Here is a 12,682-nt window from a genome sequence, read left to right on the forward strand (position 1 = left end):
CCCGTTGCCGCGCACTGGGCGCGGCAGCGGGCCTTCCTGTTCAGCTTCGGGTCACGGCTGCACGTCGCGGCGGATGACCTTGCCGGTGGCGTTGCGCGGCAACGGCTCCGAGGTGATGCGCCAGCGGGCCGGCCGCTTGTAGTACGACAGGCGCTCGTCGACCCAGGCGCGCAGTTCGGTCTCGGTGATCGGGTGGGCCGGGTCGGTCACCACGACCGCGACGACCTCCTGGCCGAGATCGTCGTGCGGCACGCCGAGCGCGACACACTCGAGGACCCCGTCGCACTCCTCGACGCACTGCTCGATCTCGACCGGGTAGATGTTCTCGCCGCCGCGCAGGATCAGGTCCGAACGGCGGGTGGTCAGCCGCAGGATGCCGTTCTCCATCGTGCCGATGTCGCCGGTGTGCAGCCAGCGGTCCTCGTCGATGGCGTCGCTGGTGGCCGCCGGGTCGTTCCAGTACTCGCGCATGATGAACGGGCTGCGCACGCAGATCTCGCCCTCTTCGCCGTCGGCGACGACCTCACCGAGCGGATCGCGGATCTCCATCTCCACGGTCAGGGTGGGCCGGCCCAGCGAACCCGGGTTCGCCGCGAGCACATCGGGTGTGGCGACGGCGATGCCGGTGCCGGACTCGGTGAGCCCGTAGCTGTCGACCAGGCTGTTCTCGGCGAACGGCACTGTGTTGCGCAGCCGCTCCTTGAACGCGGGCGACGACGGCGCCGACGCCAGCGCGAACGCGGTCAGCGAGGAGGTGTCGTACTTCGAGAAGTCGGCGTTGTCCATCAACCGGTTGGCCATGGTCGGGACGGCACCCCAGTTGGTGACGCGTTCGCGCTCGATCAGTTCGAGCGCGTGGTTCGCGTCGAACCCGCCCTGGTAGATCACGATCGCGAAGCCGGTGGCCATGCACGGCGTGACCAGGTTGTGCAGGCTTGCGATGTGGAACAGCGGGGACGTCAGCAGGTGTCGCTGCGGCTTGGGCTCGACGCCGGGCGGCATGAACGCCGCGAGCAGCGCGGCGTTGTAGAGGTGGTATCCGACGACCGCGATCATGCTGCGGTGCGTGTGCACCGCGCCCTTCGGGCGGCCGCTGGTGCCGCTGGTGTAGAGGATGGCGGCCGGGTCGTCCTCGTCGATGTCGACCGTCGGCAGCGCCGCGTCGGAGTGGCGGGCGGCCAGCGCCGGGATGTTCTGCTCCATGGTGAGCACCGGGATGCCGGCGTTCGCGACGTACTCGGCACGCTTGGCGTCGACGACGACGATCTTCGGGGTGGCGTGCTCGAGGCCGTAGGCGACCTCGGGGCCGGACCACCAGGCGTTGAACCCGACCGGGATCGCGCCGAGCAGTACCGCCGCCCAGAAGGCCTCGACCCATTCGGGGGTGTTCGCGCCCAAGATGGCCACCCGGTCGCCCTTGCCGATGCCGTAGTCGTCGGCGAAGACCTTGGCGAGCGAGCGGACCGCGACGTCGTGCTGCGCGAACGTGATCCTGCGGTCCGCGGTGACGAGGTAGTCGCGGTCGGCGAACCGCTTCGCGCCCTCGGCGAACACGTCGACGAGCGAGTGGGCGCGGTTCTTCATGGTCCGCATCGGTGCGCCGAGGATCTGCTCGGTGACGATCTCGAACTCGCCGCCCGGGCCCGTCAAGCGCGCCACGATCGCGGCGAAGGCCTGCTGGGGATCGGTGGCAGTGGTCATCTGATGGGCCTTTCTGGCTGCTGCGTCGTCGACGGGAACGTGTGCAGGATCTCTGGAAGCGGGTGCAATCTCTCACGGTACCGACCCGGCTCGGCCCCTGTTTCCGTTGAACGGGACAGAGCCGGGTGGTCCGTGCGCGTCAGTGCAGGACGCCCTCGTGGCGTCGACGGTCGAACTCGGGCAGGGGGGCGCCCGAGCGAAGCGTGGTGGCCAGCGCCGGGTCCGCCAGGTGCAGCCGGCCGATGGCGATCAGGTCGAACTCGCCGTCGCCGATCCGCTGCTCGACGTCGGGGATGTTGTCCACGATCGGCGCCGACTTCTCGATGCGGCTGTCGCGCAGCGACTTGCCGATACCCACGCTGCCCACCGCCATCGACGGCTTCCCGGTGACCTTCTTGGCCCAGCCGGCCAGCGACAGGTCGCTGCCCTCGAACGCCGGCACGTCGAAACGCCGGATGCTGGCGTCGAACACATCCACGCCGGCCTCGGACAGTGCGCCGAGGATGATCGACAGTTCGTCGGAGGTCTCGGCGATCCGTGCGGTGTAGTTCTGCTGCTTGTGCTGGGAGAACCGGTAGAAGATCGGCAGGTCCGGTCCGGCCGCGGCGCGGATGGCCTTGACGACCTCGACGGGGAACCGGGTGCGGCGCTCGAGGTCGCCGCCCCACTCGTCGTCGCGCAGGTTCGTGCCCGCCCACAGGAACGAGTCCAGCAGGTAGCCGTGACCTCCATGGATGGCGATGCCGTCGAAGCCGAGCTCGGCGGCAGCTGCAGCCGCGCGACCGTACGCGTCGATGACGTCGGCGATGTCCTGTCCGGTCATCGGCTCGCACGGGTTCTGCGCCCAGCGGACGTACGAATCCGAGTACGAGGTGGTGCCGAGCGGGCCCCACTCGCCGGACGGGCGCATCGGCTTGATCGACGGGTCGACCTTGCTCATCGCGCCCCACAACGGCCCGACGTGCCACAGCTGCGGGATGATCTTGCCGCCGGCCTGGTGCACCGCGTCGACAACCGCGCGCCAGCCGTTCAGCGCCGCCTCGCCGTACATGTGCGGCACCCGGGTGTTGTCCACCGCGCTGGGATGGTCGATGGCGACGCCTTCGGTGACGATCAGGCCGGTGCCGCCCTCGGCGCGCCGGCGGTAGTACGCGACCACGTCGTCGCCGGGGACCCCGTCGATCGAGTACGAGCGCGTCATCGGCGACATGACGATCCGGTTGGGCAGCTCGAGGGAACGGACCTGCAGCGGCTGGAACAGCGGGGAATCGGTCATCACTGCACCCCGGCGGCGAGCAGGTCGCGGGCCTCGGGGCGGCCGTCGAGGACCCGGCCGGTGCGCTTGGCGACCTTCCAGGCGCCGTCCTGGCGGACCAGCTCCCAGCGGTTGGCGGTCACGCGGTGCACGCGGAAGGTGCCGTCGCCGTTGTGGATGACCAGCTGCGTGTGGCCGGTGGCCACCGCGGTGTCGCCGTCGACGACCACGTGCAGGGGCTCGCTGAGGTGTCCGCAGCCGCCGCCGATCCAGCTCTGGTGCGCCTTCGAGCGGACCATCGCCTCGATGGCCTTGCTGCCGTTCATGACGCCGGTGTCCACGTCGTAGACGCCGTCCTCGGTCCACAGCGACGCGACCGCCTCGGCGCAGCCGCTGTCGACCGCGGGACCGTAGGTGGTGATCAGATCGTTGATCGCGATCTTGGCCTCGAGCGCTTCGACACGCTCGACGAGCCGCTGGAAGTCCTCGGCGGTGGGCGCCATGCTTCGTTCCTCTCGGGGTGGGGCGGAGCGCCGCGAGGCGCAGTTGTCCTTGTCCAGCAGTACTACTGCAACAGGTTCATCCAAGTGTGCTCCTTCCCGGTCACCGGGAGCGTGGCGGTCGATGTGGGGGCGCGCCGCGCCACGCCCACTGGTCGGGAGCCGGCCTGCCCGGCCGGACCGGGGCGTCTAACGTCGGACCGGCAGTGCAGCACCATCACTCACGAGGACAGATGAGGAGCGCAATGACGGTCGCGGACGGGACAACACACGCCACGGCGACGGCGGAGACCGGCTCGGCGGCGACACCGCTCGTCGAGCGGGCCACGATCGCCGAGATGCTGATCGACCGCGTCGGCGACCGGACGCCGGGGGTGCGCACCCGCGAGCAGGACTGGACCTGGGACGAGGTGGTCCGGGAGAGCGCGGCGCGCGGCGACCTGGCCCGGTCGCTGCGCCGCGAGGGCCCGTTCCACATCGGTGTGCTGCTCGAGAACGTGCCGGACTTCCTGTTCTGGCTCGGCGGCGCCGCCCTCGCCGGCGCGACGATCGCCGGGATCAACCCGACGCGCGGCGCGGCCGAACTCGAGGCGGAGATCAGGTACGTCGACTGCCAGCTGATCGTCACCGACGCGGCGGGCATGGAGCGGCTGCGCGACCTCGACCTCGGTCTGACCCCCGACCGCTTCCTACTCGTCGACGACCCCGGTTACGCCGCGCGGATCGACGAGCACCGGGTGAAGGACACAATCGCGCCAGAGGCGGATCCGGTGGTGGACGAGGACACGCTGTTCCTGTTGCTGTTCACCTCCGGCACCACCGGCGCGTCAAAGGCGGTCAAGTGCAGCCAGGGCCGGCTGTCGCGGCTGGCCTACGCGAACACCAAGAAGTACGGGCACCACCCGGGCGACGTCGACTACTGCTGCATGCCGCTGTTCCACGGCAACGCGCTGATGGCGCTGTGGGCGCCGGGCCTGGCCAACGGCGCCACCATCTGCCTGCCGCAGGCCCGCAAGTTCTCTGCGTCCGGTTTCGTGCCCGATGTGAAGTTCTTCGGCGCGACGTTCTTCACCTACGTCGGCAAGGCACTGGGCTACCTGATGGCGACGCCGGAGGCCGCGGGCGACCGCGACAACGCGCTCGAGCGAGGGTTCGGCACCGAGGCCTCCCCGGAGGACCAGTCCGAGTTCGTGCGCCGGTTCGGCGCGCAGCTGTTCGAGGGCTACGGCTCGTCCGAGGGCGCCGGGTCGGTCCGGCTCGACCCCGCCGCCCCGGAGGGGGCCCTGGGCCGTCCCGCGCACGCGGGCATCGCCGTCGTCGACCCCGACACGTTCGCGCCGTGCGCGGCGGCCCGGCTCGACGAGCACGGCCGGGTGCTGAACCCGGACGAGGCCATCGGCGAGATGATCAACAAGGAGGGTGCCCGTGCCTTCGAGGGCTATTACAAGAACGACGTCGCCGACGCCGACCGGATCCGCAACGGCTGGTACTGGACCGGCGACCTCGGCTACATCGACGAGGCCGGGTTCATCTACTTCGCCGGCCGCAAGGGCGACTGGATCCGCGTCGACGGTGAGAACACCTCGGCGCTGATGATCGAACGGGTGCTGCGCCGCCACCCCGACGTGATCGCCACCGGCGTGTACGCCATTCCGGATCCACGCTCGGGCGACCAGGTGATGGCCGCGATCGAGGTGGCCGACCCGGAGAACTTCGACCCGCAGGAGTTCGCCGCGTTCCTCGCGGCGCAGGACGACCTGGGTGGCAAGGCCGCGCCGCGGTTCGTCCGGGTGTCGGCGGACCTGCCGGTGACCGGATCGAACAAGGTGCTCAAGCGTGAACTGCAGGCGCAACTGTGGCGGACGGGCGACCCGGTGTTCTGGTGGGTCGGCCGTTCCGGCCCGGAGTACCGGCCGATGACCGACGCCGACAAGACCGAGCACGAGGCCGCATTCGCGAGCCACGGCCGCAGCCGCTTCCTGACGGCGTGATGGAGAGGAACGAGAACGAGATGACGACCAGCGTGCAGCCCGGGACCCTGGATCCCCGCCCCGCGGGCGAGTGGCGGGGAGTGGACCTGGGCACCCGCACCGTGTCCTATACCGAGCGCGACGCGATCCTGTACGCGCTGGCCGTCGGGGCGCCCGCGACGGATCTGGAACTGGTGCTCGAGGACCGGTTGCGGGTGCTGCCCACGTTCGCGTTGACGCTCGCGCAGTGGGCGCCGGACGCGCTCGGGTCGCAGGGCGGCTTCGACACCCTGCGGTCGGTGCACGGATCGCAGCACATGCGGGTGCGGAAGGCCTTGCCGCGCAACGGCGAACTGACGATGAGCGCCACGGTCGCCGAGGTCTGGGACAAGGGTGCGGCGGCAGTGTTCGACATCCGGGTCGAGTCCGACTACTTCGAGGCGACCTGGTCGATCTTCGCGCCGGGCAGCGGCGGCTTCGGCGGGGACCGCGGTCCGGCCAAACAGCCTGCGCCGCAGGGTGAGCCGAACCGGTCGTTGGTGGCGTCGACCTTCGAGACCCAGGCGGCGCTATACCGGCTGCTGGGCGATCACCACCACATCCACATCGATCCCGAGGCGGCGGCCGAGATCGGGCAGCCGCGGCCGATCATGCACGGCCTGTGCACGCTGGCCGCGGCCACGCTGCCGCTGGCTGCGGCGGTGGGCGCGCACCCGGCCGATCTGGTCGAGCTGTCCGGCCGTTTCGCCGCGCCGGCCTTCCCTGGCGACCAGCTCGCGGTCGACGCCTGGGACGAGGCCCCCGGCGCGATGGCGTTCGAGGTCCGCTCGGCGCAGGCGTCGGTGATCTCCGGCGGCCACGCGGTGTTCGGCTGATCTTTCCACCCGAACGGGGCCGGGCCGAACCGACTGCGACGTCGGTTCGGCCCGGCCTGTTCTCGGTGGGGTGGCGTCAGGCGCCGAGGGCGTCGATCGCCGCGCGCAGCCGGGTGGTCGCCTCCTCGGCCACCGGCACCAGTCCGGCATCGTCGGTGACCTGGACCATCACCTGCGGGTTCATCGCCTCGACGGTGACGGTGCCCTCGCCCGAGGCACGGACCACGACGTTGCACGGCAGCAGCAGGCCGATCTGCCGGTCCACGCCGACGGCCTGGTGGGCCAGCGGCGGGTTGCAGGCGCCGAGGATGACGTAGTCCTCGAGTTCCGCGCCGATCTTCTTCTTCAGCGTGGCGCTCAGGTCGATCTCGGTGAGCACGCCGAAGCCCTGCTCGGCCAGCGCCGCCTTGGTGCGGCTGACCGCGTCGTCGAACGGTGCGGTGACGGTGGTCGCGATGGCCAGTTCCATGGTTGCCTCCTTGGTGGGCGGAGCGTGGTGGTGGGCTCGGGTCACGGGCTCAGGCCGACTCGGCGGCCGGGCAGGTGCGGGGCAGTCCGGCGCGCTCCATCAGCAGGCTCGCGGGGCACCATCCGACCGTGCCATAGAGCACGAGGTTGGCACCGGCGAACGCGCTCAGTGCGCGCCAGCGGGGGTGTCGACGCCCCAGGGCGAGGCCGCCGAGTGCGACGGCGCCGCCGAGCAGCGGGACCACCCGCGGGACGCTCCAGCCGTGGTGTCGGGGCAGTGCGGACATGTTCGATCTCCTGACGTGTGTGAGGTGTGCGGGTTTCGGGGGAGCGCCGGCGTCAGTGCGAAAAACTGATCTTCGGCAGCACCCGGCGCAGCCAGGCGGGTGACCACCAGGCGGCGTGACCGGTCAGGCGCAGCAGCACCGGCAGCAGCACCAACCGGATCAGCACCGCGTCGAGCAGCACCGCCACGCCGAGGATGATGCCCATCTCCTTCGGCGGCAGCGGCTGCGCGAGCGCGAAGGTGAAGAACACCGCCACCATGACCGCCGCGGCCGCAAGGATCACCCGCCCGGAGTGGGCCAGGCCGTCGACCTTCGCGATCTGCGGGTCGCCGGTCTTCTCGTAGTGCTCCTTGGCGGTCGCCAGCAGGAACACGGTGTAGTCCATCGCGATCGCGAAGATCATCGCGAAGAAGAACACCGGACCCCAGCCGTCGAGGAAGCCCTGCGGGGTGAAGCCCAGCAGGCCCGAGCCGTGGCCGTCCTGGAAGATCAGCTTCGCCACGCCGAAAGCCGCGCCGGTGGACAGCAGGCTGACCACGGTGCCGAGCAGGGCGATCAGCGGAGCCTGCAGGGCGACCAGCAGCAGCACGAAGCCGAGCGCCAGGATGATCCCGATGACGGCGGGCAGGTAGTCGTTCAGCGCCTGCTGCAGGTCCAGGTTCTCGGCGGGGGCGCCGCCGACCAGCGTGCCCGACGGCACCGCGGCACGCAGGTCGTCGACGATCGTGCGCATCTCGCCGCTGGACGGGTCCACGGACGGGATGGCCTGCAGCATCGCGTAGCCGGAGCCGTCAGTCGGGTTCTGCGGCGGCGTGACCATCGCGATGCCCGGGGTGCGGGCGGCGGCCTGCGCGGTCGCCTCGGCCTCGCCGGCGTGCGTGATGATCTGCAGAGCGCCCGGAGCGCCCTCGCCCAGCTGCTTCTGCACCAGTTCATAGCCCTGCCGCACCGGGGCGTCGCCGGGGACCACCTGGATCGACGGCATCGCGACCTTGAGGCTGAGCACCGGGATCGACAGCGCGATCAGGATCGCGAGCGAACCGACCGCGAACGGCCACGGGTGCCTGTACAGCAGTTCACCCCACTTGGCGAACAGTGGCGAACGGGCCTGCTGGCGCTTGGCGTACGGCAACGAGCCGGCGTTGACCTTCGACCCGAGCTTGCCGAGCGCCGCGGGCAGCAGCGTCAGTGTGGCGGCGAGGACGAACGCGACCGCGAGCATGATGCCGACCGCCATGGTCCGGACCGCCGGGGCGGGGACGATGAGCACCGCCGACAGGCTCACCAGCACGGTCAGGCCCGAGAGCGCGACCGCCTTGCCGGCGGTGTCCATCGTCTCGGCGACCGCCCGCCGAGGGTCGCCGGAGGAGGCCAGGGCGGCGCGGAAGCGCGAGACCATGAACAGCGCGTAGTCGATGCCCAGGGCCAGCGCGAACATCATCGCGAAGTTCATCGCCCACACCGAGATCGGCGTGAGGCTGTTGAGCAGCACCAGCCCGCCCGCCGACGCGACCAGCCCGGCCAGGGTCAGCAGCAGCGGCAGACCCGCGGCGACCAGCGAACCGAACGCCAGCACCATGATCGCCAGCGTCACCGGCCAGGAGAACATCTCCGCCTTGAGCATCGCGTCGTGGTTGGCCTTGTTGAAGTCGCTCCACAGCGCCGACGCGCCGGTCGGGTAGACCTCGATCCCGTTGCCGGACAACGCCGTCAGCTGACCCTTGATGTCGGTGACGGCCTTGACCATGTCGTCGGGGTTCGCGTTCGCGCCCGCGATGAGGATGCCGGTGTGCCCGTCGGGGCTGATCGTCATGCCGGGCTGGGGCGCGATCACCGCGGCGAACCGCTGGTCCTGCTGGAACAGCGCGGTCGCCTCGGTCAGTACGTGCTGGACCGCCGGACTGTCGACCTTGTCGGTGTCCGAGTGGACCACCACCTGCACCGCGGACGACGCGTTGCCGCCGAAGTGCTGCTGCGCGAGTTCGCGCGCGGCGACCGAGTCGGAGCCGTTGGCCTGCCAGCCCGCGCCGGCCAGGTTGCTGAACACCGCGGGCGCCATGGAACCGAGCGCGATCAGCACGATCAGCCAGAGGCCGAACACCCAGCGGGTGTGCCCGGCCATGGCGGCTCCGAGTCGGCCCAGGACGCCGTCGCGATGCGGTGTCGGCGGATCGGTCTGCCCGGGTGGGCCCGCGGCGACTTTGCCGGAGATGCTCACGATGGTGCTCCTCGTCGTGAAGGGGTGGGTCGGTGTGGGTCGACGCCGGGGCGATCACAGACGACGATCGATACCCCCGGGGGTGTCTGTTCGGTCCAACCATACCCGTGGGGGTATATATTTCCAAGGCTGCCGGGGGAGGTACCGTGACGGCAGGGAGCGAGGACGGGAAGACGGGATCGGATGACCTCTGCCGTTCGGGGCAAAGTCGGGAACCTGCCCTGGGAATTGACCAGCTTCGTCGGCCGTCGGCACGAGGTGGCGGAGGTCAAACGGCTGCTCGCCGAGTCCCGGCTGGTCACCCTCACCGGAATCGGCGGCGTCGGCAAGACGCGTCTGGCGCTGCACGTGGCCGAACAGCTCTCACGGGCGTTCGACGGCGGCGTGTGGCTGGTCGAGCTCGGTGAGCTGAGGGATCCGGACCTGGTCGCGGACGTGGTGGTCACCGCCCTCGGGCTGAGCGAGCACCGGACCCGTTCGGCCGCGGACCTGCTCGTCGACTTCCTGCAGGACCGGCACCTGCTGCTGGTCCTCGACAACTGCGAGCAGGTCGTCGACGGGGTGGCGCTGCTGACCGCGTCGCTGCTGCGAGCGAGCCGGCGGCTCCAGGTGCTGGCGACGAGCCGTGAGCCACTGGCCATCCTCGGCGAGACGGTCTTCCGGGTGCCGCCGCTGACCGTGCCCGATCCCGAGCGGCCCCGCACCTCACCCGGACTGCCGAACAACGAGGCGGTGCGACTGTTCGCCGAACGGGCACGCTCGGCCGTTCCCGGCTTCGAGCTGACCGAGCAGAACCAGCAGTCCGTCGCCGCCGTGTGCCGCCGGCTCGAGGGGCTGCCGCTGGCGATCGAGTTGGCCGCCGCACGACTGCGGGCCCTGTCGGTCGACCAGGTCCTGCGCAGCCTCGCCGACCGGTTCCGGCTGCTGACCGCCAACAGCAGGGAGGCGCCCACCCGGCAACAGACACTGCGGCTGTGCGTCGACTGGAGCGCCACGCTGCTGACCGGCGACGAGCGGGAACTGTGGGGCCGGCTCGCGGTGTTCGCGGGCGGATTCGAACTCGACGCGGCGGAGGCGACCTGCGCGGGCGACCTCGATCCGGTCGAGTTCGTCGACGCGGTGAGCTCGCTCGTGGACAAGTCGATCCTGATCAGGGACGAGGCCGACGGCACCGTGCGCTACCGGCTGCTCGAGACGCTGAGCGAGTACGGCCGGGAGCTGCTGCACGAGGCGGGGGAGTACGACGAGCTCCGGCGCCGGCATCGGGACTGGTACGAGGGGCTGGCCGTGCGGTCGGAGCGCGAGTGGATCGGCCCCGCACAGCTGGGGTTGATCTCTCGGCTGCGGCGGGAGCGGTCGAACCTGCGTCGCGCCCTGGAATTCGGTACGAGCCGGCCGGACGCCGTCGGGCCCGGACTGCGCACGGCGACCGCGCTGTACGAGTTCGCGGTGGCCACCGGGCAGCTGATCGAGGGCAAGTACTGGCTGGACCGGCTGCTGGCGTGCCCGCCGGGTGACGCGTCCGTCGAGGACCGGGCCCTTGCGCTGTGTGCGGACGCAAGGTTCACCGCCTTGCACGGCGACTTCCCCGAGGCGCGGGGCCTGATCGAACGGGCGCGTGCGGTCGCGGGGCCGACGCCGGACCGGCTCATCGCCGCGCGTCTCGACCTGGCCGAGGGCATCACCGACTGCTACTCGGGCGCGCCGGACCTCGCGGTCGGCCATCTCGAGCGGGCGCTGAGCTGGTTCCGTGGTGAGGGCGACCTGTTGCACCAGACCGCGACGCTGACCGTGCTCGGTGTCGCGCACACGTTGGCCGGCCGACCGGCCGACGGGGCCGACGTCTTCGATCAGGTGCTCCGGCTCGGCGCGGCGCACGGCGAATCCAAGTACCGCAGCTATGCGCTGTCCGCCCTCGGACTGGCCAGGGCCGGACTGTCGGACTTCGCCGGCGCCCGCGAGGCCGTCGAGCAGTCGCTGCGCATCTGCCATGCCACCGGCGACCCGCTGACCGCGTCCGCCTGCCTGAAGACGCTGTCGTGGATCGCCGCCGAACTGCATGAGGACGAGCGGGCGGCCGTGCTGATGGGGGCCGCGTCGACGGTCGGCGAGTCCGTGGGCCGACCGGCGGTCATCGCGCAGGACATGCTCGGCCGGCACGAGGAGACGCTGCGCAGGGTGCGCCGCACGCTGGGTCGGTCGGGGTTCGCCGCCGCCTTCCGCCGTGGCCACCAGTTCGGCGCCGATGCCGCGGTCGCCTACGCTCTCGACGAGCAGCACCCGGCGAGCGAGGACCGACCGGCGGTCGGGGAGGGCGCCGGTGTCGCGGCGTTGACCCGACGCGAGCGGCAGGTCGCCGAACTGGTGGCGCAGGGGATGACCAACCGGTCCATCGCCGAGCGTCTGGTCATCTCGCAGCGCACGGTCGACGGGCACGTCGAGCACGTGCTGAACAAACTTGGGTTCACCGCCCGCGCGCAGATCGCCGCCTGGGTGGCCGAACAGGGCGCGCGAGACACCGGGGGTACCCGGTAGTCGAACGGTGTGACCGAGTCGACTCCCACTCAATGGGACTGGTCGGGCGTCCGGGTCCGCCGGAATCGGGTCCCGTGCGGGTGGGACCGGGTGGTCGTGTCGGGCCCCGCGCCGACGCCGTCGAGGGCGCTCGAGAACCTCATTCGGGCCGTACGAAAGTCGGCGCACCATCGACGTATCACATTGGCCGGGAACATGTTTCCTGCACACCAGGACGATCGTCCAGGATTTTGGCTGTGATCCCGTGCGGCGGCCCCGCGGCTGCGCCCGGACGATCGGCGGCGGCCCCGGTTGCGGGTACGGGTATCCGGAAACAGGTACCGCGATGGGTAATTTGATCCTCGGCGCGCGGTAACCCCCACGGCAGTCTGTGATTCGTCTCACCGAGGTGATGGCACCAGCGCAAGCCGAATCATCGGCCGGCCGCCATCACACCCGAGAAGCCCCCTCCGCGGCGGCCGCCCCGGCCGCCGAACCCCGCCCCTGAGGGCATTCGAAAGGAACCACAATGTCCGCGACCCAGATGATCCGTACCCTCCGACCGCGCAAGGTCGCCGTCAAGCTCGCGGTTGCCGGCGTGATCGCCGCGGCGCCCATCGCGTTGATCAGCGGAACCGCCAACGCCTCCACGCACAACTGGGACGCAGTGGCGCAGTGTGAGAGCAGCGGAAACTGGGCGATCAACTCCGGCAACGGCTTCTACGGAGGCCTGCAGTTCACCAACAGCACCTGGAACGAGTTCGGTGGTCAGGGCGCCCCGCAGAACGCCTCACGCGCCCAGCAGATCCAGGTCGCCGAGCGCGTGCTGGCCGTCCAGGGTCCCGGCGCATGGCCGGTCTGCGGCAAGTTCCTGTGAGTCTCACCGCGCCCGCA

10 protein-coding genes are annotated in these 12,682 nt (G+C 70.8%); 4 read left to right on the top strand and 6 right to left on the bottom strand.

Annotated features, from left to right (window positions below; translation table 11 throughout):
• Nucleotides 1–51: 51 nt before the first annotated feature.
• From G4X40_RS16235 to G4X40_RS16245, 3 genes are all read right to left on the bottom strand, one after another.
• The gene (locus G4X40_RS16235) at nt 52–1,701 is read right to left on the bottom strand and encodes a class I adenylate-forming enzyme family protein (protein ID WP_277833929.1); all 1,650 of its coding nucleotides are present in this window, start codon (nt 1,699–1,701) and stop codon (nt 52–54) included.
• Between the two features lie 139 nt (nt 1,702–1,840).
• Entirely contained in the window at nt 1,841–2,977 is a 1,137-nt protein-coding gene (locus G4X40_RS16240) for an NADH:flavin oxidoreductase (protein ID WP_277833931.1), read from the bottom strand.
• Nucleotides 2,977–3,459: a nuclear transport factor 2 family protein gene (locus G4X40_RS16245; protein ID WP_277833933.1), complete on the bottom strand. Its 483-nt coding sequence runs from the start codon at nt 3,457–3,459 to the stop codon at nt 2,977–2,979. Before G4X40_RS16245 ends, G4X40_RS16240 begins: the two co-directional genes overlap by 1 nt.
• Nucleotides 3,460–3,794: 335 nt before the next feature.
• Between G4X40_RS16245 and G4X40_RS16250 the strand changes: the two genes are divergently transcribed.
• A complete protein-coding gene (locus tag G4X40_RS16250; RefSeq protein ID WP_277834176.1) occupies nt 3,795–5,447 on the top strand; it encodes an AMP-binding protein in 1,653 nt (550 codons plus the stop codon).
• A gap of 20 nt (nt 5,448–5,467) precedes the next feature.
• Nucleotides 5,468–6,301: a MaoC/PaaZ C-terminal domain-containing protein gene (locus tag G4X40_RS16255; protein ID WP_277833935.1), complete on the top strand. Its 834-nt coding sequence runs from the start codon at nt 5,468–5,470 to the stop codon at nt 6,299–6,301.
• A gap of 76 nt (nt 6,302–6,377) precedes the next feature.
• Here G4X40_RS16255 and G4X40_RS16260 read toward each other — a convergent pair whose 3' ends face one another.
• Genes G4X40_RS16260 through G4X40_RS16270 form a run of 3 tightly spaced genes read right to left on the bottom strand, consistent with a single transcriptional unit; the run spans nt 6,378 to nt 9,178 of the window.
• The gene (locus G4X40_RS16260; protein ID WP_277833936.1) at nt 6,378–6,770 is read right to left on the bottom strand and encodes a DUF302 domain-containing protein; all 393 of its coding nucleotides are present in this window, start codon (nt 6,768–6,770) and stop codon (nt 6,378–6,380) included.
• 49 nt (nt 6,771–6,819) lie between these two features.
• Nucleotides 6,820–7,056: a YgaP family membrane protein gene (locus tag G4X40_RS16265; protein ID WP_277833937.1), complete on the bottom strand. Its 237-nt coding sequence runs from the start codon at nt 7,054–7,056 to the stop codon at nt 6,820–6,822.
• 52 nt (nt 7,057–7,108) lie between these two features.
• Nucleotides 7,109–9,178, bottom strand: a complete 2,070-nt coding sequence (locus G4X40_RS16270) for an MMPL family transporter (RefSeq protein ID WP_277834177.1) — start codon at nt 9,176–9,178, stop codon at nt 7,109–7,111.
• Nucleotides 9,179–9,457: 279 nt separating this feature from the next.
• Between G4X40_RS16270 and G4X40_RS16275 the strand changes: the two genes are divergently transcribed.
• Both G4X40_RS16275 and G4X40_RS16280 read left to right on the top strand, forming a co-directional pair.
• The gene (locus G4X40_RS16275; RefSeq protein ID WP_277833938.1) at nt 9,458–11,809 is read left to right on the top strand and encodes an ATP-binding protein; all 2,352 of its coding nucleotides are present in this window, start codon (nt 9,458–9,460) and stop codon (nt 11,807–11,809) included.
• Between the two features lie 508 nt (nt 11,810–12,317).
• Nucleotides 12,318–12,665 (top strand): transglycosylase family protein, encoded by a 348-nt coding sequence (locus G4X40_RS16280; protein WP_277833939.1) that lies wholly within the window; start codon nt 12,318–12,320, stop codon nt 12,663–12,665.
• Nucleotides 12,666–12,682 lie beyond the last annotated feature (17 nt).

This window comes from Speluncibacter jeojiensis, from assembly GCF_029589495.1.
GTDB lineage: Bacteria > Actinomycetota > Actinomycetes > Mycobacteriales > Mycobacteriaceae > Speluncibacter > Speluncibacter jeojiensis.